Genomic DNA, 23,895 nt, shown 5'->3' with positions numbered 1-23,895 from the left:
TTATTTTTTTGAGTCTCTCCAGAAACGATGGAGAGGCTTTTTCCTTTTGTTTTCGGTATATTTCCTTAAGCTGTTTCATAGCTTGTCATAAGACCGTTAAGGAGTGGTTTTATGGCATATATCATTGAGAATGCACATGTCTTAAAGGGGGAGAAGCGGAAGGACGTATGTCTTCTAATTGAGGGTAACCGAATTTCCTCTTCAAGGGCTTCATTCAAGATGTACAATCACCTCAGAATGGATGCAGGGAATTATATTATGACACCTTGTCATGTACTCCTTGATTTTAACCTCCCATTAACCTCAACCTTTGAGCAAAGAAAGGCCTACTATTTAGAGAATTTCATTAAGAAGGGCTGTACGACCGTCCTAACAAGCGTACGCATTACAAGGGAAAAACAGTTATCATCGGAAATAAAAAAAATCCACTCTGCTCTTTTGGACTGCCCACTTGATTATGTAATTGGGGTAAAGATACCTACTACTTTACTCACTTCCAATTTTATAAGGAAATGCAAGCGTGAGAAGGTACCAGTTATATTTGTTGAGGTAACAAGTGCCGCAGAACTTGTGAAAATTCCTTGGGGTTGGGTTAAGGAAGCGATGTTTCCGTACAATTGTCCTCTTGTCCCAATCTTTCAAAATCCGGATAAAAGACTGAAAAGATTATGGATTGAAATGATGGATTCTGCTAATTTACCAAGCCTCAAGGAAGAAGTGCAAGAGTCTCATCCGCTCGATCGGACTGTTTTGGAGAAAATTGGTATTTTCCCGAAGAAGTCAAATTTGCATGATGGTGGGGAAGTGAGTTACAATTTCTATTTAAAAGACAGTGAAACTGTTAAAATGGTAGAAAGTGAGTTATTTACGAAACATAACTCTTGCCTCTTAATCACCATGCATAAAGGAAAGATCATAAGAGCGGGTAAGCAGGTAAGTTATCGCCCAGGATATGGGGAATATGTTGAAATAAAAACTCCATCTTTCTATCAATCCCTCACATGAGATTGGAAGGTTGAACGATGAATATTGAAGCAATCACTAGTTTGTTAGAAAATGGGAATATAGAAGAGGCAATGTCAAATTATCAAAGAATTTTAAACGTAGGTACAGAAGAGGAAAAATTCTTGCTTGCAGAAGAATTCTTTCGATTTGGCTTTCTTGACGAAACGAAACAACTTCTCGAGGCCTTATTACAAAGTTTTCCGAATGAAGGGGAACTCCTTTTACTTTTAGCTGAAACAGAGCTAGAACTTGGAGCCGAAGAAAAAGCGATGCTTATTCTTGAAAAGGTTCGACCAGGAGACTCTGAATATCCACAGGCATTGTTATTAATGGCAGACCTGTACCAAATGAATGGGTTGTTTGAGGTGAGTGAACAGAAGTTGCTGCAAGCTAAAGAACTCTTACCTGATGAAGTCATTATTGACTTTGCATTAGGTGAACTCTATGCTCACCAAGGAAGGTTTTTAGAAGCGATTCATTCATACGAAAAAGTCCTAGAAGAGAGAACAGAAGTTGGCGGTGTTAGCTTACATCAGAGACTGGCCGAGTCTTATAGTTCAGGTGGGTCGTTCGAACAGGCTCTGGATTATTATGAAAAGGCATTGGAAGAGCGTCTGGAGATTAATACCTTATTCGGTTATGCTTTTACGGCGCTTCAAGCAGGGAAAAATCAAACAGCGATTGAAAAGTTTGAAGAACTGAAAACTCTTGATCCTGAATACCATTCGCTTTATTTGCACCTTTCGCATGCTTATGAACATGAAGAAAGACTAGAGGAAGCTTTTGATACAATTTTAGCAGGAATTAAGCAAGATGAATTCAATAAGGACCTGTATTATTATGGAGGTAAAATCGCCTTAAAATTAGATCGGGAAGAAGAGGCAGAAAGGTTATTGCGTGAGGCGCAGGCTATTGATCCCGGATTTACAGAGGGTGCACTTGTTTTAAACAAATTGCTCTTAAAACAGGAGCGATATGATGAGGTACTTGATGTGATTGCCAATAGTGATATAAATGAAGAGGAAGAACCTCAGCTTTTATGGGATGCTGCCATATCTTCTCAAAATCTCGAGCAATATTCACAGGCATTAAACAAATATCAACTTGCATATACTTTTTTTAAAGACAATAAAGAATTTCTTTCAGATTACGGTTATTTTTTAATTGAAGAAGGAAAAATAGCCGAGGCTGCCGAAATTTTAAGTATACTAGTAAGGATGGATCCAACGAATTTAGAGTATCAGGAGCTTCTTGAACGCTTTACTGAAGAACACTGAAAACAAACTAAAATTTGACCATCTAAGCAGAGGAGGGATTCACAAATGACAACCCCTGTTTCTGTCAACGAGAAGAAAGATTTTATCCGTTGGTTTTTAAATCATTATCAATTAAAGCGGCGAGAGTGTGTATGGATTCTCAATTATTTAATGAGTCATGACCAGCTTATGGAGAAAGTGCATTTTGTTGATAACGCCCAATTCTGTCCTCGGGGACTAGTGATGTCAACACATTGCATTGACGAGGTTCCGTTCCGTTTTTATAAGGAAAACATCATGACAACTGATGCTGAAAAGTCTTTTCATGATATCCGCTTAAACCGCGAAGAGGAGATTTATATTCAATTAAACTTTCACGCCTCGAATAAGGCTCCTCAGTTTGCCGCAGTACTTGAGGAAAATCCCTTTATGCCTAAAAAGCTGCATATCGATGAAAAAGATCGGCTAATTGCTGAAAAATTCCTTGTCGACAGTCTTTATCAATTCCAAAAAGAAAAATTGACAACTTTAATTGATGAAGCCTTAGACCGACAAGACAAGGAAGCCTTTGTGGAGCTGACAGAAAAATTAAAGAAGCTTGAACCTAGTCGTTGAAAGCTTGCTAATAAAAGCAAGCTTTTTTGTTTGGATTTTTCTGGGCTTTTGACCATTTCTAATGGTAAGATGGAAGGGAATATAATTACACGGAGTTGAAGATAGAATGAAATGGACACCAGCTGATATTGAGAAATTTGAAAAGTCACCGGAATATGTGGATACAGCAGTTGTTCCTTTATTTCCAGTGTCCTTTGCTAATGGAATGAAGGAAGCGGCAGCAATGACTGAATTTACCAGCTTGCTTACAAGTCAGCTTGAGAGACAGCTACAAGGTAGAATCCTGCTTATTCCTGGCTTTTCCTATTTAAAAAGCTCAACGCTAGACACAGTTGAACAGCTAAAGGTTTGGGAAGAAGAATTGCTGGACAAGCAGTTTAACCATGTGTTCTACGTGACATCAGATTCTGATTGGAAACAACAAGAAGCTCAGTTGCAAGGAACGCTGTTGTGGATTCCATCACTCCCGCTGCAACATATGGATGAGAAAGCAAGGCAATCGGTAATGGAGGATCAAATTAGACAATTAATGAACTTGTTTATTCAGAAATGGCGGGATGCAGAAACAGAGTAATATTTATCACTGATAAAAATGTTTTTACCATAGTATTATATTGATTTTATAAAGAGATTGATATATCATGATTATGTCCTAGTCTTAATTGTGTGTACAAATTATGTCCGATGTACGTAAAATTGGGGAACAGAGGGGGGAAAAGCGTGAGTAAAGATCGCGTTTCAAGACGACAATTCTTAAACTATACACTGTTGGGTGTAGGCGGTTTCATGGCAGCCGGAATGGTCATGCCAATGGCCCGTTTTGCGATTGATCCTGTCCTAAAAGCTAATGCGAGTGGTGACTTCGTTGCAACTAAATTAAAGGTTGCAGAAATTACGGAAGAACCTCAGCGGGTTGACTTCAAGTTTGATCAGGTTGATGCCTGGTATGAATCTGAGGAAACTGGAACGGCTTGGGTGTACAAAAATGAAAATGGAGAAATCGTAGCTCTATCACCAGTGTGTAAGCACTTAGGCTGTACAGTTGACTGGAATACGGATGAAAAGAATCAAAATATGTTCTTCTGTCCATGTCATTACGGTCTTTATGAAAAGGATGGAAAGAATGTTCCAGGCACTCCGCCATTGGCACCATTAGATGTCTATCCTTATCAAGAAAAAGACGGAATCCTTTATTTAGGGAAAGCACAACCACGAGAGGGGGCGTAATAATTGTTAAACAAGATTTACGATTGGGTAGATGAACGTTTAGATATTACGCCGCTGTGGCGTGATATTGCTGACCATGAAGTTCCGGAGCACGTGAATCCGGCACATCATTTTTCCGCATTTGTCTACTGTTTTGGCGGTTTGACTTTCTTTATTACTGTCATTCAGATTTTATCAGGGATGTTCTTAACGATGTATTACGTTCCAGATATTAAAAATGCATGGGAATCTGTTTATTATTTGCAAAATGAAGTGGCATTTGGACAAATTGTCCGTGGAATGCATCACTGGGGAGCAAGCTTAGTAATTGTCATGATGTTCTTACATACATTGCGTGTTTTCTTCCAAGGAGCTTATAAAAAGCCTCGTGAATTGAACTGGATTGTAGGGGTTTTAATTTTCTTCGTAATGCTTGGTCTCGGTCTTACAGGATATCTCTTACCATGGGATATGAAAGCACTATTTGCAACAAAGGTTACATTGCAGATTGTTGAGGCTGTGCCGTTATTGGGGCCATACTTAAAAATCTTGATGGCGGGTAGTGCCGATATTGTCGGTGCTCAAACGCTAACTCGATTCTTTGCGATTCATGTATTCTTCTTACCAGCGGTCCTGTTTGGATTGATGGCAGCACACTTTATTATGATTCGTAAGCAAGGTATTTCAGGTCCGTTGTAAGAAGAAATATCTTCTAGAAAAAAATGTTGTACGGATAATAAGGTCTGTTCAACTTCACGAAAAAGGAGGGGATTGCTCGATGCATCGTGGTAAAGGGATGAAATTTGTTGGCGACTCACGGATACCTGCCGAAAGAAAGCCTTTTATTCCTAAAGATTATTCAGAATACCCGGGTAAAACAGAAGCATTTTGGCCAAACTTTCTTTTAAAAGAATGGTTAGTTGGTGCCGTTTTCCTTGTTGGGTTCTTAGTTTTGACTGCTGCACATCCGTCACCGCTTATGCGGGTTGCGGATCCGACTGATACATCATTTATTCCGCTGCCTGACTGGTATTTCTTGTTTTTATACCAATTATTGAAATATCAATATGCAGCTGGACCATATACAGTTATTGGTGCCTTAGTTATTCCTGGGCTAGCTTTTGGCGCATTACTTTTAGCTCCATTTATCGATCGCGGTCCAGAACGCCGACCAGCAAAAAGACCAATGGCAACTGGATTTATGCTTCTAGCTATTGCTGGGATCTTCTATTTAACTTGGGAGTCCGCACACCAAACAGACTGGGAGGCATTTAATAAAGCAGGTGCCATTTCAGAGGTTGAAATTGATAAAGCATCCGATGGTTATCAAATTGCTGAAGCAAACACTTGTCTTAGCTGTCATGGAGGAGAGCTTGGAGGCGCAAGTGGACCAAGCTTAGTCGGTACTGGATTAACAGCAGAAGAAATTGCTGGTATTGCTGTTAATGGTCAAGGGGCTATGCCTGCAGACATCTTTAAAGGAACAGAAGAAGAACTTCAAATAATGGCTGAATTTATAGCTAACTTAGAATAGTGGAATCAGGCTGGCGGGATGAAACCCGCCAGCCTTTTATTTACAAATAAGCACTTTTGTTCATACATAGGAGAGGAGCAGTTCCATTGATTTCGAAACTTTATGCGATATTAGGCAACAAACAGTTTTTATGGATGCTATTAGTGATTAATGTTTTTGGAACAGTCTATGGCTATTATTGGTATGTTCCGCAGCTAGTCAATACCCCAGCTATCTTCCTACCTTTTGTACCAGACAGTCCCACTGCAAGCTTGTTCTTTGTTTTCGTATTAATCGCTTTTTTGCTCAAAACGAATTGGCCACTTATGGAAGCACTGGCTATCGTCACTCTTTTTAAATATGGTATCTGGGCTGTTATCATGAATATTCTCGTCCTGAATGTTACAGGAAACCTACACTGGTCGGGTTATATGTTAATGGCTTCCCATTTTGCAATGGCAGTAGAAGGGATGTTATACGCACCGTATTATCGATTTAAGTTATGGCATTTAATCGTTGCGGCTATCGTTGCCTTACACAATGAAATGATTGATTATGTATTTATGATGATGCCGAACTATCAGCAGCTGGACTTATTCCGTAATGAAATTGGATACTTTACCTTTTGGCTAAGTATATTATCTATTGGGATAGCCTACTATCTTGGGTTGCGAAAAAACCGCGTAACTTTCGATATGAAATTACCAAGGTGATTGCGATTTGGTGAAACATTGGTCCATTATCCATTCCATAAACACCTCCCTTTTATAAATTTGGTCTAACCTTGTCCACTCTTTCATACATTTTAGTATTTAAGGGGGGACGGTAATGAAGCCAGGGAAAGGAATAGTTCTAATCTTATCGTTGCTGCTGCTATTAACACCTGTAGTTGCAAACGCTGAAATAGACCCTTCGATTAAAAAGTTAGACGACATTTCAGATGAAGCCTTACAAATGGTCAAGATTTATCGGTACGAAGATGCAAAAAAGATGCTTGAGCATTTCGAAGGGGAATTTATAAAGACAACGAGAAGAGGACATTTATTCTCAATGGACGAGCTTAGAATTGTCACCACTGCTCATGAAGCTGCATTAAAGGCGGTGGCAGCTGAAAGTAAAACAATGGATCACGAAGAGCGTATCCATAAAGTTACTAGATTTCGCCTTGTAATGGATGCACTACAGTCGATGCATCAACCTCTATGGACTGAAATGGAAGAGCCAATCATGACCGTGTTTAATGGAATGAAGTCTGCTGCTTACAATGGGGATAATGAGGATTTTTATGCGAATCTTGACTCGTTTTTATCTTTGTATGAGGTTATTTATCCAAGTTTAAGGATTGATGTGACAGCGGAGAGAATTCAAAAGCTTAATGCTCGCGTAACGTACATTGACCAATATCGTCCCGAAATCCTAAATAAACCGACCAGCCAAGCTCAGTTGGATGCCTTAGAAGCTGACTTAATGAATATCTTTGATGACATGACTGAAGATGAAGCTGACCCATCGCTTTGGTGGGTGATTATTTCGACAGGAAGCATCATCATTATGACCTTGTCTTATGTAGGCTGGAAAAAATATCAGGCAGATATGGAAAGGCGGAAAAACCGTATGAAAGAACGAAAAAATTGACACTCTTTCATTTCATGAATAAAATAGAAGTATCAGCTAGAATTATTTTAGGAGGGCTTTGCGGTTGAGTATACTTATCTACTTTGCAATTCTTATTATTGTCCCTATATGGGCACAGATGCGGGTGAAAAGCGCGTACAAAAAGTACTCTCAAGTAGCTTCATCCTCCCATATGCGTGGCGCTGAAGTTGCAAGAAAAATCCTCGATGATAATGGACTTCATCACGTCGGGGTAGAAGAAACAAGAGGCGTACTCAGTGACCATTATGATCCTAGGTCAAAAACTGTTCGTCTATCATCTGATAACTACCATGGACATTCTGTTGCAGCTGCAGCAATCGCCGCTCATGAAGTTGGGCATGCCATACAAGACCAAGAGGATTATTCCTTTTTACGGTTCCGTCATGCTTTAGTTCCTGTTGCAAACCTCGGATCTAATTTCTCCTGGATTTTCATTTTAGTCGGGATTTTTGCTCAAATGAGTAATATGCTTCTACTAGGGATTATTTTTATGGCAGCGGGTGTCGTGTTCCAATTAATCACCCTACCAGTCGAATTCAATGCTTCTAATCGAGCGATGGAACAGGTTGTGAGCGCTGGAATCATCCGAAACGATGAAGAGCGTGAAACAAAGAAAGTTCTAAATGCTGCTGCTCTAACTTATGTGGCCGCGGCGGCTGTTGCTGTAATGGAACTAGTACGACTTGTATTGATTTACACAGGTATGACGAGTGAAGACTAAATATTAAAAAGTAAGAGCTGCGGGCTTTCCCGCAGCTCTTACTTTTTATACGTAGGCATTAAAGTTGTGCTTAGTCTAGTTTCAACGCTACCTTTCAATTGGCACTTTATTCTCATCCAAAGTAAATCCCTCTCCTAAAACATCATGAACAACGGTAACAGATACAAAGGCATGCGGGTCAACGGAGTTGATCACGCTTTTAAGCCGAACAATTTCGTTTTTACCCACGACACAATAAAGCACATTGCGTTCTTGTTTTGTAAATGACCCCGTGGCTTTTAACATCGTTGCGCCCCTATCCATTTCACTTAGGATTTTGTCGGCGATTTCTTCATTTTTTTCAGATATGATCATCGCCCCTCGTGCTGAATAGGCCCCTTCCTGCATGAAATCAATTACCCTAGCTCCGATAAATACAACCACGAGTGTGTACATAGCTTCCCGGTAATTCAAGTATGTAATGAGAGATATCGTAATGACGCAAAAATCGAACATGAACATTGTTCGCCCCATCGTCCAGCCTGCATATTTTTGCGCTAATCTTGCGATAATATCGACACCGCCAGTTGTACCGCCGAAACGAAAGATAATCCCAAGACCAATGCCGATGAAAACTCCAGCGAATAACGCAGCAAGAAAAAGATCTTCGTAAAGGGGCATCTCAATCTGATAGTTTTGAAAAATGGCTAAAAACAAGGAAACACCAAGCGTACCAATAATTGTATATAAAAATACGCTCCGCCCTAACAATTTCCAACCAATGAAAAAAAGTGGAATATTCAAAATTAAATTTGTAACTGCTGGGTCCCAACTAAAAACGAAGTAAAGAAGCAAAGTAATCCCGGTAAAGCCACCTTCTGCTAGATTATTCTGCATATTAAAATGAACAATACCAAAAGAGAATATCGCTGACCCAATTAAAATGAAAAAGATATTCTTTAGTTTTAGTCCTAAAAACAATCTGTTACCTCCCAGCTGAAATTCGATGATTGCGTGAAGCGATACTAATTATATAAAATAACAGAGGTAAGGGCAATCTTTAACAGTATCACCTATTTTTCACAATTTAACGCTCCTTGCTGTTGTAGGGAAAATGAAAGAAACAATGGATGTTTCCTTAATTAAATATTTGTCAAATCTCCTTGTGTAAGCTAACATCAAGAGGAGGTAATTCAACATTATAATTAGGTTGGAAGGGAGGAATAGGGAATGGGACAACAAAAAACTTTAAGAGAAATGCAGACGGAAGTCGATACATATATAAGTCAATTCAAAGAAGGGTATTTTAGCCCTCTGGCATTGACGGCTAGAATGACCGAAGAGCTTGGTGAGTTGGCAAGGGAAGTCAATCATTACTATGGTGAAAAGCCAAAAAAGGATAATGAAAAAGAAAAGACAATTGAAGAAGAAATCGGGGATATGTTGTTCGTCATGATTTGCTTTGCCAATTCCTTAAATATTGATTTACAGGAAGCGCATGACATGGTTATGCATAAATTCAATACTCGGGATAGAGACAGATGGACAAAAATTGATGAATAGTAAAGGAGAAAGGCTAATGGAAAAGGTAAAGATTGTAATCGCCGGCCCTCGTGGGCGGATGGGGAAAGAAGCGGTAAAACTCGTTATGGAAACGGAAAATTATGAACTAGTGGGAGTGCTCGACCATAGGCATGAAGGTAAAAATCTTGCTGAACTGGAAGGTTTTACAAATGTGGACGCCTTGGTTTATACAGATATACATAAATGTTTCAAAGAACAACAACCAGATGTTTTGGTTGATTTAACCACACCGGAAGTTGGCATGGAGCACACGGTTACTGCACTGGAATTTGGGGTGCGTCCAGTTGTTGGGACTACAGGTTTCTCATCAGGGGACTTGAGTAAGCTTGAAGATCTGTGTAAGCAAACTGGGCTTGGATGTATTATTGCTCCTAATTTCGCTATTGGCGCAGTGCTGATGATGAAATTTTCACAGTTGGCTGCAAAATATTTTAATGATGTTGAAATTATTGAACTCCATCACGATCAAAAATTGGATGCGCCATCGGGTACAGCCGTTAAGACGGCAGAAATGATTTCTACTGTACGGGAAGCAAAACAACAAGGACACGAGGATGAGAAAGAAACAATCGTAGGAGCTAGAGGAGCAAACTATGATGGAATGCATATTCACTCTGTTCGCTTGCCTGGTCTAATCGCTCATCAACAGGTAATGTTTGGTTCAGATGGTCAAACGCTTTCCATTCGACATGATTCGTATAATCGTGCTTCATTTATGTCTGGAGTAAAACTGGCGGTTGATACGGTAATGAAGAACGATACCTTTGTATATGGACTAGAAAATATAATTGAATAGGAGCCTTATTATGAACATAGCATTGATAGCCCATGATAGAAAAAAAGATGATCTTGTGCGCTTTGCCGTCGCATATAAGCCAATATTTGAAAAACATACACTTTATGCCACGGGGACAACTGGATTGAGAATCATGGAAGCGACAGAGCTTCCCGTCCACCGTTTCCAATCAGGACCTCTAGGGGGAGACCAAGAAATTGGCGCAATGGTAGCCCAGAATTCAATGGATGTCATTTTCTTCTTTCGTGATCCTTTAACTGCTCAACCGCACGAACCGGACGTAACAGCACTAGTAAGGTTATGCGATGTCTACGCAATCCCACTAGCTACCAATATGGGCACTGCTGAGGTTTTAGTTAGAGGGCTAGGGCGAGGGGATTTAGATTGGAGAAATATTGTGAAAGAGGATAGTGACCAAAAGGATGGATAAGACAAAGTTAGATATTCTAGCAATAGGAGCCCATGCCGATGATGTTGAAATTGGCATGGGAGGAACTATTGCAAAATATACATCGAATGGGAAAAAGATTGGGATTTGCGATTTAACTAAAGCGGAGTTATCCACAAATGGGACGGTTGGACTGCGCTTACAGGAAGCAGCCAAGGCTGCAGAGATACTGGGTGTTTCTGTTAGGGAAACCTTGGATTTGCCTGATCGTGGCCTATACATAAAAGAAGAATACATAAAAAAAGTAGCGAGTGTGATTCGACAATATCGTCCAAAACTGCTGTTTGTTCCTTATTTTGAAGACCGTCATCCGGACCATGGGAATTGTGCACGACTGGTCGAAGAGGCGGTTTTTTCTGCAGGGATTAGGAAATTTGATACTGGGGATGGGCTTTTGCCGCATCGGGTTGAAAGCACTTATTATTATATGATCAATGGCTTCCATAAGCCTGATTTTTTAATTGATATTAGTAACCATATGGAAAAGAAGAAGATGTCCCTTCAAGCGTACGTAAGTCAGTTTGTAAAAAGTGATTCTAGTTATGATACCCCACTTGTAAATGGGTATATCGAGTACGTGGAAGCTCGGGAAAGATTGTTTGGTAAGGATGCGGGTGTAGCCTTTGCAGAAGGCTTCAAGACTAAAACTCCACTGGTTATTGGTGATTTGTTAGGAGAAAAATAATGAAAAAATTGAAAATTGGTATAACCTGTTATCCAACTGTTGGCGGTTCGGGTATCGTTGCTACAGAACTAGGAAAGCTTTTAGCGGAAAAGGGCCATGAAATCCATTTTATTACCTCAAGCCTGCCATTTCGCTTAAATAAAATGTATCATAATATTTACTATCATCAGGTTGAGGTTAATCAATATTCCGTCTTCCAATATGCTCCATATGATATTGCGCTTGCGAGTAAAATAGCCGAAGTAGCTGTCCGAGAGAATTTAGATTTGCTACATGTACATTATGCAATTCCACATGCCGTTTGTGCGATTTTAGCTAGAGAGATGAGCGGACGTGATTTGAAAATAGTAACAACCTTGCATGGAACAGATATAACTGTTTTAGGTTATGATTCATCCTTAAGCGATGCGATTCGGTTTGGAATTGAAAAGTCTGATGCTGTAACAGCTGTTTCTAATTCATTGGTTGCACAAACATATGATTTAATTAAACCTGACAAAGCCATTAAATGTATTTATAACTTTGTGGATGACCGTGTCTATCAATACGGCTCAAGTAATTTACGCAAAGGTTATCAGATAGAAACACATGAAAAAGTGCTTATTCATGTTTCCAACTTCCGATCTGTTAAACGAGTTCCTGATGTTGTACACGCTTTTGCGAAGGTTGCTACAGAACTATCTGCAAAGCTCCTACTGGTTGGGGATGGGCCAGAAATGAAAGTAGTGTCTAACCTAGTGAATGAGCTAGGAATCCGTGAGAAAGTTTTATTTCTAGGGAAGCAGGAAAATTTAGAAGAACTCTATGCAATTAGTGATGTAATGTTACTTCTTTCAGAAAAAGAGAGCTTTGGTTTAGTAGCACTTGAGGCGATGGCTTGTGGTGTCCCTTGCATTGGTACTAATACAGGGGGGATTCCTGAGGTCATTACCGATGGTGAGAATGGTTACATTTGTGATTTAGGAGATATTCAGGGTATCGCCAATAAAGCTGTAAAACTTCTTAGTGATTCTTCTCTATATCAAGTTTTCGTTAGCAATGCAGTAAAAACGGCGAAAGAGAAATTCAGTGCTGAAAAGATAGTCAGTGAATATGAAGAGGTTTACTATCAAGTTCTTAGTCAGGGGAATTATTGATGCTTGCTCCATTTACACAGGCAACCCCATTGCTTGAAATGATAGAAGCTGCTGGTTATGAGGCTTATTTTGTTGGGGGTTCTGTTAGAGATTCGTTGTTAGGAAGGGAAATATCAGATGTGGATATTGCGACTTCCGCTTTACCGGAAGAATTAAAGGCAATATTTCCACATACGGCTGATGTTGGAATTGAACACGGAACGATATTAGTAATCTACAACGGGGTACCATATGAAATTACCACATTTAGAACTGAATCAGGGTATAGTGATTACCGGAGACCAGACCAAGTAAAATTCATTCGGTCCTTAAAAGAGGATCTAAAACGTCGAGATTTTACTATGAATGCAATCGCAATGGATAGAACGGGGAAATTGATTGATCCATTTAATGGGAAACAAGCTATTGCTACCAAACAAATTATCACGGTTGGAAATCCCGAGGAGCGATTTGGAGAAGATGCCCTAAGAATGATGAGAGCAGTACGTTTTGTAAGCCAATTGAATTTTACGATAGAGGAAGAAACACTAAATGCTCTCGCACAAATGCCTCATTTACTTGGTAACATTGCTGTTGAACGCAAACTTACGGAATTCGAAAAATTATTAGTAGGTCCTTCTAATAACAAGGCTATTTCAATCATAGTACAAACAGGACTTTTTAACTATTTGCCTGGCTTAATAGGAAATGCAGAAGGTGTTAATAGAATGGCAAGGTGTAACTTAATGGGCCTTTCCAAGCTAGAGTTGTGGACATTGTTAACCCATCAGGTAGGATTAAATGACCGTGAGGCTAGTGAGTTTCTAAGGCAATGGAAGCTCCCTGTGAAACAGATTAAACAGATTCTTAAAATCTTACAATGGTTACAATACCGCTTAGATAACCAGTGGACAAGGTTGGCCGCTTATGATGCGGGAAAAGAAACTATGCTTTCAGCAGAAATATTGGTTCAGAGCCTTACCGGACTTAAAACATCTTCAGAAGCAGAGCTTCATAAATTTTATGATCAATTGCCAATAAAGAATCGGTCAGAATTGGATTTGACCGGTACTATTTTGTTGTCATGGTTTAAAAAAAAGCCAGGCCCGTGGGTCAATCACTATCTTAGATTGATTGAAGAAAAGGTTATCATCGGTGAGGTCGCAAATGGACAAGCGGACATAAGGGAGTGGCTAAACAATTGCAATCAGAAATTAGAAAAAGACTAATAGAGGCGTTTACTAATGCTGGTGATGAATATCTTTCAGGCCAATTTCTTGCAGAAATAGCTGGCTGCTCAAGGACGGCTATTTGGAAGCATATTGAGGAGCTCCGGAAAGAAGGCTTTGTGTTCGAAGCTGTCAAAAAAAAGGGATATAAAATTGTACAAGCCCCTGAAAATGTTACGGCCGATGAAATAAGTTTTGGGTTGAAAACGGATTTTATTGGTCGTGGTATCCATTATGAAGAAGAAGTGGATTCTACACAAAAGATTGCTCATCGTCTTGCTACTGAGGGTGCAGCTGAGGGGACCGTAATTGTGGCTGAAGAGCAGTTGTTGGGGAGAGGGCGCTTAGATCGAAAATGGCATTCCCCTAAGTACTCAGGTATATGGATGAGTATCATCTTAAGGCCCAACCTTCCGATGCAAAAGGCACCTCAGCTAACGCTAGTAACCGCTGTGGCAGTGGTACAAGCAATTGAAGAGGTCACAGGTCTCCTCCCTCAAATAAAGTGGCCCAATGATATATTAATAAGTGGAAAAAAAGTGACTGGTATCTTAACAGAAATGCAGGCGGATGCAGATCGAATAAACGCTATTATCGTTGGTATTGGTATTAATGTAAATCAAAAGCGAGATGATTTTCCTGAAGAAATTCAACAGATTGCAACTTCATTAGCTGCTGAATCTGGACAGAATATTTCAAGGGCAAGATTAATGCAAGAGGTTTTCGCACGTTTAGAAAAACTTTATCAAACCTACTTAAAGGATGGCTTTTTTCCTATCAAGTTATTATGGGAGAGCTATGCCTTAAGTATAGGTAAAGAAATTATTGCAAGGACAGTAACGGGTGACATATACGGAAAGGCTCTAGGCATCACAGAGGATGGTGTCTTAAATATCCAACAAGCTGATGGGGAGATTCGGCAAGTCTATTCCGCTGATATTTTCATAAATGAATAAGTAAAAGGTTAGTAGCATTAATATTAGAATTTTGTTATAATTTTTTTGGGCGGTATCGCAAGAACCGCACCTTTGTGAATTGCCGAAAAATCTAAAAGGTTCTGCCTAGATCCGAAACCGGACCGGGACAGAGGGATGAAACAAGTTTGGACGTAACGGGATCCTTCTGCCTATTAGAAGGATCCTTTTTGTGTACATCATGAACGAAGTTGTTTTATCACCTCTCCTGTAAACAAGGAGGAAAAAGAATGAAACAGACAACAGATTTTCTTAAGATGAAAAAGAACAAGAGTAAAATTGTCATGGTGACAGCCTACGACTATCCTGCAGCTAAACAAGCCGAGCAAGCTGGTGTGGACATGATTTTGGTAGGAGATTCGCTTGGAATGGTGGTTCTTGGCTATGATTCAACAGTCCCTGTTACAATGGGAGACATGATTCATCATGCAAAAGCTGTCAAAAGAGGGGCGGTTAATACATTTATTGTTGTTGATATGCCGTTTATGAGTTATCACCTTTCTATTAAAGATACGTTAATCAATGCTGCTAAAATTATTCAGGAAACAGGTGCTCACGCTGTTAAGGTTGAAGGTGGAGACGAGGTTATTGATCATATAAAAGCGCTTGTAAAAGCGGGGATTCCTGTTGTTGGTCACTTAGGCTTAACCCCTCAGTCTGCAGCCGTACTAGGTGGTTATAAAGTGCAAGGAAAAAATGCTGACTCCGCTAGAAAGTTAATCGAGGACGCTAAAAAGTGTCAAGAGGCAGGTGCCTTTGCTCTTGTGCTAGAATGCGTTCCCAAGCAATTGGCTGGTGAAATTTCCAACCTGTTGTCCATCCCGACGATTGGGATAGGCGCTGGTGTGGATGCAGATGGACAAGTATTGGTTTATCACGACATCCTCACTTATGGAGTTGTACGTGTGCCAAAATTCGTTAAACAATATACAGACGTCAACGACCAGATGGCTAGGGCATTGGATACCTATGTTTATGAAGTTAGGAATGGAGAGTTTCCAGAGGATAAGCACAGTTTTACGATGAAAGAAGAAGAACTCCAAGTGCTCTACGGAGGGAAAGTATGAACGTCATTCAAAATATTAAGGAAATGCAGCAAGTAATCACAAGCTTAAAAAATTCAGGGAAAAAAGTTGGGTTTGTGCCAACAATGGGATACCTTCATGAGGGTCATCAGACCCTCATGAAGCAAGCAAGAAAGGAAAATGACATTCTTGTAGTAAGCATTTTTGTTAATCCACTCCAGTTTGGAGCTGGGGAAGACCTTGAAGCCTACCCCCGAAATTTTGAAAGAGATAGCATAATTGCGGAAGAAGAAGGGGTAGACATCCTGTTTAACCCAGCTGTGAATGAGATGTACCCGAGGAGTTCCACTGTTAAAGTGATAGTTGAGGACCGAACAGATGGATTATGTGGCAAATCTCGACCAGGACACTTTGATGGTGTTGCCACGGTAGTAACAAAATTATTCAATATTGTTTTGCCCAATCGCGTCTATTTTGGTTTAAAGGATGCACAACAAGTTGCTGTGGTTGATGGGTTAATTCATGATTTCAACTTTCCTATCGAACTTGTAGCAGTTCCGACCGTGAGAGAACAGGATGGGCTAGCAAAAAGTTCAAGAAATGTGTACCTCTCATCGTTGGAGAGAGATCAGGCTAGGGAATTGTACCAAGGCTTACAGCTTGCCAAGAGAAGGATTGAACAGGGTGAAAGGAATCCTGAGGCAATTGAGCAATTGGTAAAAGCATATATATTAAAGACTTGTGATGCGGCTATTGATTATGTTGAACTCCGTTCATACCCCCAATTACGACCGGTAGATACCATCGTCGGAAAAGTTATAATAGCGGTAGCGGTAAAATTTTCGAAAGCACGTCTAATTGATAATATAATCCTTGAAATCGTATAATAGGAGGAAAGAGCTAATGTTTCGAACGATGATGAATGCTAAAATCCACCGGGCTCGTGTAACGGAAGCCAACCTTAATTATGTTGGTAGCATTACAATAGACTCAGATATTCTTGATGCTGTTGGTTTAGTTGCAAATGAAAAGGTGCAAATTGTTAATAATAATAATGGTGCTCGCTTTGAAACGTATATAATCCCTGGTCAACGAGGCAGTGGAGTCGTCTGTTTGAATGGTGCAGCAGCTCGGCTGGTACAAGAAGGGGATGTAGTAATTATTATCTCTTATGCGCTCGTAGCGGAAGATAAGGTCCCATATCATCAACCAAAAGTAGCAATCATGGATGAACATAACCGGATTGTTGAAATGCTCCACGCAGAGCCAGAGAGGACGGTCCTTTAAGCTTCCGCTTTTGCGGAAGCTTTTCTTAATAGTCAATGATAAAGGATTGAACTTTGGGGAATGTCTAGCTCGAGCGCCTAGGGGCTCGGGTCATAAGCCAATCCGTCAAGAAGGTTAAAGAACAACCTTCTGGCCGGCTCGTCTTATGCCTGTCGCCCCTGGGCAAGGCGCTTCCGCTTTTCAAATTGTCTAGCTGCGGCTCCTAGGGACTCGAGACATAAGCCACTCCCTGTAAGAAGGTAAAGAACACCTTCTTTCAGGGCGCGTCTTATGCTTGTCGTCCCTGGACAGTCGCCTCCGCTTTTCTATAAATAACTTTTTTATTTTCTACTTTTATGATACCGTTATATGACTGGATATTGAGGTGTTACATAATGGGCAATAAATTTGTTGTCGTTGATTTAGAAACTACAGGAAACTCCCCTAGAAAAGGGGACCGCATTATTCAAATTGGAGCGGTTATCATTGAAGATGGAAAAATTACCGAAAAATACTCCTCGCTAGTTAATCCTGGAAGACCCATTCCCGCTTTTATTGAGGAATTGACTGGGATTAATGATGAAATGGTGTCGAGTGCCCCCTCCTTTTCAGAAATTGCTGGAGAGATAATAGAACTACTTGATGAGGCCTTCTTTGTTGCTCACAATGTACTCTTTGACCTCGGGTTTCTTCAGGAAGAACTGCAAATGGCGGGTTTTGAAGGTTTCTACGGATCCGTACTTGATACAGTAGAACTAGCTAGAATTTTATTTCCTACAGCAGACAGCTATAAACTTTCAGATATAGCGGCCAAAGAGGGGCTTACACATGACCGGCCACATCAGGCGGATAGCGATGCCTATGTGACAGGAGAGCTACTGATTCTATTGCTTGAAAAACTCGAATCATTTCCCGTTGTGACTATTAAAAGTCTTACAAAGCTATCGGCTGGGCTGAAAAGTGATATTTACCTTTTACTTGAGGAGATATTGCAACAGAAGGAGCAAGTTGTGGAAGAATACTTCGGCTCTATTGAAGTATACCGTGGCATTGCTTTAAGGAAAAAAGAGACATCCGAAACCTCGGGTAAGGCTCAAGATTGTTCTTTTCCTAAGAAGGATGAAGAAAAGGAAAGACTACTTAAGAATGCCTTGCCTTCCTTCGAGGTAAGAGATGGCCAAATGGAAATGATGAATAGCATTTATCATGCTTTCACAGATCAAAGGCATGCATTAATAGAAGCAGGAACAGGAATCGGTAAAACGTTAGCTTATTTAGTTCCTGCAGCGTTTTATTCAAAGGAAACGCAGAAAAGAGTGGTTGTTTCAACCTATACAACCCAGCTTCAGCAGCAGTTACTAATAAAGGACTTGCCTATATTAAGAGACATTTGTGGCTTTCCCATAAAAGCTATCTTACTAAAAGGGCGAAGTCACTATATAAATTTAGCAAGGTTTGAACATTCACTTCGAGAAGAAGATGATAATTACGATACGACCTTGACTAAAATGCAAATTCTTGTTTGGTTAATGGAAACCAATACCGGAGACTTTGATGAGCTTAATTTATCTAGTGGTGGCCTGCTATTTTGGAATAAAATTAAAAATGTGCCTGTGACTTTTTTACAAACCAAACAGTGGGACTCTAAAGATTATTATTTGAGAGCCCAAAAAGAGGCTGAGGAAGCTAACCTCATTATTACCAACCACTCAATGTTGTTAATGGATTTGGTGTCTGAAGATACTTCAATTCCTGAATATGAGTTTGCTATCCTCGATGAAGCACATCAAGTTGAAAAGGTAGCTGGAAAGTACTATGGTAGGGCTTTAGATTACTTATCGATAAGACTTATGCTCAATCAATTTGGTCAATTTGATCATGGACATCTGTTTCGTAGACTAGAAAAATTAATTGAAAAACTGGATGGCCGTACAAATGTAAAAGTAGCTACAAGCAAATTAAATGAAACAATGATTAACTTACAATATGAAACGGATGAGCTATTTAAAGCTGTTACCCTATTTGCGAAAAGGAAGAAACGGCCGAATTCAAATAGTAATAAAATTCAAACGATGCTCTCACAAACGGATAACAGTACAGAATGGCGGGCTTTATTTGCGGTCGCAGAACGCTTTTCGTTTTTACTTAAGGATGTAATTATTGCTATCGAAGATCGTTTAACGTACATTGAAAATCAAAAGCAAAGGTTGTCGCAAGAAGAAAAGAGCTTTCTTGAGGAAATTACCATCTTATTAAAAGAGATGAACAGAGTTAGAAATAAAACTCGTGAAGTGTTTCTATATCCGAGTAGTCAGGAAATACGTTGGATTGAAACGGATTTACGTTCAGTTCAAAATATGACAACTGTTTATGGACGGCCAATTCATGTTGCCGATTATTTGAGGAATGATTTTTTCACCAAAAAGAAAAGTGTCATTCTTACTTCGGCCACTTTAACTGTAAATGGATCGTTTCATTACATAAAAAACGAGTTAGGTATCGGTGAGTTTCAAAATATTGAGAAGCAAATTCCTTCTCCTTTTAATTATCAAGAACAAGTACAACTGATTATTCCGGAGGATTTACCAGATATCAAAACAGTTCCTGAAATAGAGTATATTGCTGCGATTACGGAGCATATCATTTCCATCGCTGAAGCAACAGGAGGACGGATGCTTACTTTATTTACCTCTCATGAAATGTTAAAAAAAACATATGAACTAATAAAGGAGAGCGCCTTACTTGATGATTTTGCGCTTATTGCGCAAGGGATAACTGCCGGTAGTCGAAGCAGACTGACGAGGAACTTTCAACGTTTTGAAAAAGCAATCCTTTTTGGCACTAGTAGCTTTTGGGAAGGGATTGATATACCTGGTGAGGATTTATCATGCATCGTAATAGTCCGACTTCCGTTTTCACCACCAGATGAACCACTTGCAATAGCTAAGCGAGAACTTATCCTAAAGCAGGGGGGAAACGCCTTTAATGAGATATCCCTTCCGGAAGCTGTGCTAAGATTTAAACAAGGGTTCGGGAGATTAGTTCGGTCTTCAACTGATAGGGGAATCATCTTTGTTTTTGATAGGCGTATCATAACGACTTCATATGGGAAGGCTTTTCTACAGTCTATACCTACCGTTCCGGTTAAAAGAGCCACTATAGACCAGATGATTCAATTCATTTACAAATGGCTTTAATGAATATAAAACGTGAAAAAAAAGACTGCGCAATAACTTGCGCAGTTAAAAAGATGTGTGTGAACCAGAAGGAAATTTGGTTGATTTTACTGCAAACTGTCATATCTACAATTGGAAACACCTGATATAATAGGTGTAATGAAAGATAAGAAAATTGTATTACTATTGTTCACTGTAATGCGGTTTGCTATTAGTAACAAATTTTGTCGTAACATAGGAGGAATACTTAGTGGAAGGTAAGGTTGAAATTCTGTCTACAGTTACCATTCAACAGAGCCCTGATTTATATAAAATCGTTGATGCTTTAAATCGTACATTGAAGCATAAAGACTTAATGTTTGGATTAGCCCTTGATCGCGAAGACCAGGAAAAGGCAATCTTTACAATATATCGTACATAAAGAGTGAGCGCTGTGAAAAAATGGATAATTATTAGCATAGTCATCTTATTAGCTAGTTCAGTGGGGTTAATTTCAGTGTACCTGAATGCAACTAAACCACTAAGAATCGCTGAAAAAAAAGCAATTGAAATTGCTAAACAAGAAACGAATTTGACTGATTTTCATGATTTTCAGTTGTCAAATGGTGAAAGTACATATTTTGTTTTACGAGCTAAAGACCCAAATGAAGAAGAAGTTTATGTTTGGATTTCTGAAGCTGACGGTAAGGCGCTTATAAAAAAAGTGAGTAGTGGTGTGACTGAAGAAGAAGCTGTTCAGACTGTTTACTCAAACAAAGACCCAAAGGAAATCATTTCTGTCCGCTTGGGGATGACTAAAATTCAAAAGACAACTCGTCCTGCATGGGAGATTTATTATCGAACGGATAATGGCCGTTTAAATTATTATTATGTAGATTTTGAAACCGGTGAAAAACTGCGAGCAATTGATAATTTTTAGATATAGAAAACACCTACAGGAGGTACTAGAATGAACATCAAACTTGCACAAAGGGTAGGAACATTAACACCGTCTACAACGTTGGCGATTACAGCAAAAGCAAAAGAAATGAAAGCAGAAGGATATGACGTGATTGGTTTAGGGGCAGGGGAACCTGATTTTAACACTCCTCAGCATATTATAGATGCTGCTATTCAATCAATGGAAGCGGGGCATACAAAATATACTCCTGCAGGTGGTCTTCCAGCATTGAAAAAGGAAGTAGCTGCAAAGCTAAAGAGGGACCAAGGGTTAGAGTATAGTGCGAATGAAATCATTGTTATGAGTGGTGCTAAACATGCCTTGTATACCTTGTTTCAAGTTCTCCTAGATGAAGGGGACGAAGTCATTATCCCAATTCCTTATTGGGTAAGTTACCCTGAACAGGTAAAACTGGCTGGAGGAAACCCGGTTTTCATTGAAGGCTTAGAAGCAAATGAATTTAAAATCACAGTGGACCAGCTTAAAGCAGCGATTACTGAAAAAACGAAGGCAGTTATTATTAACTCTCCAAGTAATCCAACAGGTATGGTTTATACAAAAGAAGAATTAAAGGCTCTTGGAGAGGTTTGTTTAGAGCGTGGAATTCTAATTGTTTCAGATGAAATATATGAAAAACTGATGTATGGTGGCCATAAGCATGTCTCAATTGCAGAAATCTCTCCTGAATTAAAAGAGCAGACAATTGTAATTAATGGGGTATCGAAATCTCATTCCATGACGGGGTGGCGAATTGGTTATGCTGCTGGGAATAGTCAGGTGATTAAGGCCATGACAGACCTTGCTAGCCATAGCACATCGAACCCAACTTCAAATGCACAATACGCGACAATTGCAGCTTATTCAGGCAGTCAGGAGCCGGTTGAAGAGATGCGGAAAGCGTTCGAACAGCGCTTAGATATTATTCATCAAAAGCTCGTTGAAATCCCTGGTATTACTTGTCTCAAGCCTCAAGGCGCTTTCTACCTCTTTCCTAATGTAAAAGAGGCTGCTACTGCGACAGGCTGTAAGGACGTTGATGAATTTGTTGAGAGACTCCTAACAGAGGAACAGGTAGCAGTAGTCCCAGGTTCTGGATTTGGGTCACCTGATAACATTCGATTATCCTATGCCACTTCGTTGGATTTGCTTGAAAGTGCAGTTAACCGCATTAAAAATTTTATTGAAACAAATCAAAAATAAATGAAAAAGGCGGTGACTACTGATTGGGTCCCGCCTTTTATTTGTGCATACCTGTCTTCTGGGCTGACCAAGGCGCTTTCGCTTTTCAGTGTTGCCCTTAGATTGAACGAAAGTTATAATAGAACACGTACATAGCATCAAGTGAGTTTTACTTAGTTTTTGGAGGGAAATAATCAGTGAATAAAACAACGATTTCAGAAGTACATAAATACGTTGAGCAAGAAGTTAAGTTAGGTGCTTGGTTGGCAAATAAGCGTTCTAGCGGGAAAATTGCTTTCTTGCAACTCCGAGATGGGACTGGCTTTATTCAAGGTGTGGTAGCAAAGAGTGATGTTGGCGAGGAAATATTTCAGTTAGCAAAGTCAATAACACAGGAATCTTCACTCTATGTAACGGGTAAGGTCCAAAAAGATGAACGTTCTCCATTGGGTTATGAATTATTGGTTACCGGTCTTGAAGTTATTCATCAAGCGGTCGATTATCCAATTACACCAAAGGAACACGGAACGGAATTTCTAATGGATCATCGCCATCTATGGCTACGGTCTAAGCGCCAACATGCGGTTATGAAAATTCGGAATGAAATTATCCGTGCTACCTTTGAATACTTTAATAATGAAGGTTTCACAAAAGTAGATCCACCTATTTTGACTGGAAGCTCACCAGAAGGTGGCAGTGAACTTTTCCATACAAAATACTTTGAAGAGGATGCGTTCCTTTCACAAAGTGGTCAGCTCCATTTAGAAGCCGCTGCAATGGCCTTAGGAAAGGTATTCTCATTCGGGCCGACATTTAGAGCGGAAAAATCCAAGACTCGCCGTCATTTAATTGAATTTTGGATGATAGAACCAGAAATGGCTTTTTATGACCATGAAGATAGCCTAAAGGTTCAAGAAGAATACGTTTCGTATATAGTTCAATCTGTCTTAAAAAATTGTCAAATTGAGCTTAAGACACTTGGTAGAGATACTACCAAATTAGAAAAAATTCAAGCCCCATTTCCACGGATTACTTATGATGATGCATTAAAGTTCTTACATGAAAAAGGCTTTACTGATGTTCAGTGGGGAGATGACTTTGGTGCTCCACATGAAACGGCAATTGCTGAGAACTACGATAAACCTGTTTTCATCACACACTATCCAACGGCGTTGAAAGCATTTTACATGCAGCCAGATCCTGGGCGCCCTGAAGTAGTACTATGTGCAGATTTGATTGCACCAGAAGGTTATGGAGAAATCATTGGTGGATCCGAGCGTATCAACGACTTTGATTTGTTACAACAGCGTTTAGAGGAGCATAATTTGCCATTAGAAGCGTATAAATGGTACCTTGAATTGCGTCAATACGGTTCAGTTCCTCATTCTGGTTTTGGTCTTGGTCTTGAGAGAACTGTTGCTTGGATTTCTGGGGTTGAGCACGTTAGGGAAACAATTCCTTTCCCACGCTTATTAAACAGATTATACCCTTAATAATATTAAAAAAGTGCCCTTTCTTGCATGACCA

26 protein-coding genes are annotated in these 23,895 nt (G+C 39.7%); 25 read left to right on the top strand and 1 reads right to left on the bottom strand.

Going from position 1 to position 23,895, the window contains the following annotated elements; translation table 11 throughout:
• The first annotated feature begins 111 nt into the window (after positions 1-111).
• The 10 genes from LG336_RS19280 to LG336_RS19235 all read left to right on the top strand — a co-directional run bounded on the left by LG336_RS19280 (position 112) and on the right by LG336_RS19235 (position 7,972).
• Positions 112-1,005, top strand: coding sequence for a hypothetical protein (locus LG336_RS19280; protein WP_404329110.1), 894 nt, complete (start codon positions 112-114; stop codon positions 1,003-1,005).
• Between the two features lie 17 nt (positions 1,006-1,022).
• A complete protein-coding gene (locus LG336_RS19275) occupies positions 1,023-2,282 on the top strand; it encodes a tetratricopeptide repeat protein (RefSeq protein WP_404329109.1) in 1,260 nt (419 codons plus the stop codon).
• 45 nt (positions 2,283-2,327) lie between these two features.
• Positions 2,328-2,876, top strand: coding sequence for a ReoY family proteolytic degradation factor (locus tag LG336_RS19270; RefSeq protein WP_404329108.1), 549 nt, complete (start codon positions 2,328-2,330; stop codon positions 2,874-2,876).
• 106 nt (positions 2,877-2,982) lie between these two features.
• Positions 2,983-3,450, top strand: a complete 468-nt coding sequence (locus LG336_RS19265; RefSeq protein WP_404329107.1) for a YpiF family protein — start codon at positions 2,983-2,985, stop codon at positions 3,448-3,450.
• 110 nt (positions 3,451-3,560) lie between these two features.
• Positions 3,561-4,103: a ubiquinol-cytochrome c reductase iron-sulfur subunit gene (locus tag LG336_RS19260; protein WP_404329106.1), complete on the top strand. Its 543-nt coding sequence runs from the start codon at positions 3,561-3,563 to the stop codon at positions 4,101-4,103.
• A 3-nt stretch (positions 4,104-4,106) separates the two neighbouring features.
• Positions 4,107-4,781, top strand: coding sequence for a menaquinol-cytochrome c reductase cytochrome b subunit (gene qcrB / locus LG336_RS19255; RefSeq protein WP_404329105.1), 675 nt, complete (start codon positions 4,107-4,109; stop codon positions 4,779-4,781).
• Positions 4,782-4,860: 79 nt separating this feature from the next.
• The gene (locus LG336_RS19250; protein ID WP_404329104.1) at positions 4,861-5,616 is read left to right on the top strand and encodes a c-type cytochrome; all 756 of its coding nucleotides are present in this window, start codon (positions 4,861-4,863) and stop codon (positions 5,614-5,616) included.
• An 89-nt stretch (positions 5,617-5,705) separates the two neighbouring features.
• Positions 5,706-6,308, top strand: a complete 603-nt coding sequence (locus LG336_RS19245) for a DUF1405 domain-containing protein (protein ID WP_404333226.1) — start codon at positions 5,706-5,708, stop codon at positions 6,306-6,308.
• Between the two features lie 115 nt (positions 6,309-6,423).
• Complete coding sequence (gene ypjB / locus LG336_RS19240) at positions 6,424-7,230, top strand: sporulation protein YpjB (protein ID WP_404329103.1); 807 nt, start codon at positions 6,424-6,426, stop codon at positions 7,228-7,230.
• Positions 7,231-7,294: 64 nt separating this feature from the next.
• The gene (locus LG336_RS19235) at positions 7,295-7,972 is read left to right on the top strand and encodes a zinc metallopeptidase (RefSeq protein ID WP_404329102.1); all 678 of its coding nucleotides are present in this window, start codon (positions 7,295-7,297) and stop codon (positions 7,970-7,972) included.
• Between the two features lie 87 nt (positions 7,973-8,059).
• Here the strand turns inward: LG336_RS19235 and LG336_RS19230 are convergent, their stop codons facing one another.
• Positions 8,060-8,932 (bottom strand): YitT family protein, encoded by an 873-nt coding sequence (locus tag LG336_RS19230; RefSeq protein WP_404329101.1) that lies wholly within the window; start codon positions 8,930-8,932, stop codon positions 8,060-8,062.
• 249 nt (positions 8,933-9,181) lie between these two features.
• On the opposite strand from LG336_RS19230, the gene LG336_RS19225 reads away from it, so the two are divergent.
• The 15 genes from LG336_RS19225 to asnS all read left to right on the top strand — a co-directional run bounded on the left by LG336_RS19225 (position 9,182) and on the right by asnS (position 23,861).
• Positions 9,182-9,514 (top strand): nucleotide pyrophosphohydrolase, encoded by a 333-nt coding sequence (locus LG336_RS19225; protein WP_404329100.1) that lies wholly within the window; start codon positions 9,182-9,184, stop codon positions 9,512-9,514.
• Between the two features lie 16 nt (positions 9,515-9,530).
• Positions 9,531-10,331 carry a 4-hydroxy-tetrahydrodipicolinate reductase gene (gene dapB, locus LG336_RS19220; protein WP_404329099.1) on the top strand — a complete coding sequence of 267 codons (801 nt, stop codon included), beginning with the start codon at positions 9,531-9,533 and terminating at the stop codon, positions 10,329-10,331.
• Between the two features lie 10 nt (positions 10,332-10,341).
• Positions 10,342-10,761: a methylglyoxal synthase gene (mgsA, locus tag LG336_RS19215; protein WP_404329098.1), complete on the top strand. Its 420-nt coding sequence runs from the start codon at positions 10,342-10,344 to the stop codon at positions 10,759-10,761.
• Entirely contained in the window at positions 10,754-11,464 is a 711-nt protein-coding gene (bshB1, locus tag LG336_RS19210; protein WP_404329097.1) for a bacillithiol biosynthesis deacetylase BshB1, read from the top strand. Before mgsA ends, bshB1 begins: the two co-directional genes overlap by 8 nt.
• Positions 11,464-12,600, top strand: coding sequence for an N-acetyl-alpha-D-glucosaminyl L-malate synthase BshA (gene bshA / locus LG336_RS19205; protein WP_404329096.1), 1,137 nt, complete (start codon positions 11,464-11,466; stop codon positions 12,598-12,600). Before bshB1 ends, bshA begins: the two co-directional genes overlap by 1 nt.
• A complete protein-coding gene (locus LG336_RS19200; RefSeq protein ID WP_404329095.1) occupies positions 12,600-13,808 on the top strand; it encodes a CCA tRNA nucleotidyltransferase in 1,209 nt (402 codons plus the stop codon). Before bshA ends, LG336_RS19200 begins: the two co-directional genes overlap by 1 nt.
• Complete coding sequence (locus LG336_RS19195; protein WP_404329094.1) at positions 13,781-14,764, top strand: biotin--[acetyl-CoA-carboxylase] ligase; 984 nt, start codon at positions 13,781-13,783, stop codon at positions 14,762-14,764. The genes LG336_RS19200 and LG336_RS19195 overlap by 28 nt, the downstream gene beginning before the upstream one ends.
• 248 nt (positions 14,765-15,012) lie before the next feature.
• Entirely contained in the window at positions 15,013-15,849 is an 837-nt protein-coding gene (panB, locus tag LG336_RS19190; protein ID WP_404329093.1) for a 3-methyl-2-oxobutanoate hydroxymethyltransferase, read from the top strand.
• Positions 15,846-16,694, top strand: a complete 849-nt coding sequence (gene panC / locus LG336_RS19185) for a pantoate--beta-alanine ligase (protein ID WP_404329092.1) — start codon at positions 15,846-15,848, stop codon at positions 16,692-16,694. Before panB ends, panC begins: the two co-directional genes overlap by 4 nt.
• 16 nt (positions 16,695-16,710) lie before the next feature.
• Positions 16,711-17,094, top strand: a complete 384-nt coding sequence (panD, locus tag LG336_RS19180) for an aspartate 1-decarboxylase (RefSeq protein WP_404329091.1) — start codon at positions 16,711-16,713, stop codon at positions 17,092-17,094.
• A 374-nt stretch (positions 17,095-17,468) separates the two neighbouring features.
• On the top strand, positions 17,469-20,270 hold the full coding sequence (dinG, locus tag LG336_RS19175; protein ID WP_404329090.1) for an ATP-dependent DNA helicase DinG: 2,802 nt from the start codon (positions 17,469-17,471) through the stop codon (positions 20,268-20,270).
• Between the two features lie 229 nt (positions 20,271-20,499).
• Positions 20,500-20,670, top strand: coding sequence for a YpmA family protein (locus LG336_RS19170; RefSeq protein WP_404329089.1), 171 nt, complete (start codon positions 20,500-20,502; stop codon positions 20,668-20,670).
• Between the two features lie 12 nt (positions 20,671-20,682).
• The gene (locus LG336_RS19165; protein WP_404329088.1) at positions 20,683-21,168 is read left to right on the top strand and encodes a DUF5590 domain-containing protein; all 486 of its coding nucleotides are present in this window, start codon (positions 20,683-20,685) and stop codon (positions 21,166-21,168) included.
• Between the two features lie 36 nt (positions 21,169-21,204).
• Entirely contained in the window at positions 21,205-22,389 is a 1,185-nt protein-coding gene (locus LG336_RS19160) for a pyridoxal phosphate-dependent aminotransferase (protein WP_404333225.1), read from the top strand.
• A gap of 176 nt (positions 22,390-22,565) precedes the next feature.
• On the top strand, positions 22,566-23,861 hold the full coding sequence (gene asnS, locus LG336_RS19155; RefSeq protein ID WP_404329087.1) for an asparagine--tRNA ligase: 1,296 nt from the start codon (positions 22,566-22,568) through the stop codon (positions 23,859-23,861).
• The last annotated feature ends 34 nt before the right edge of the window (positions 23,862-23,895 follow it).

It is taken from the genome of Mesobacillus maritimus (genome assembly GCF_044803185.1).
GTDB lineage: Bacteria > Bacillota > Bacilli > Bacillales > Cytobacillaceae > Mesobacillus_B > Mesobacillus_B maritimus_B.
This window is presented reverse-complemented; position numbering and strand designations above follow the sequence as displayed.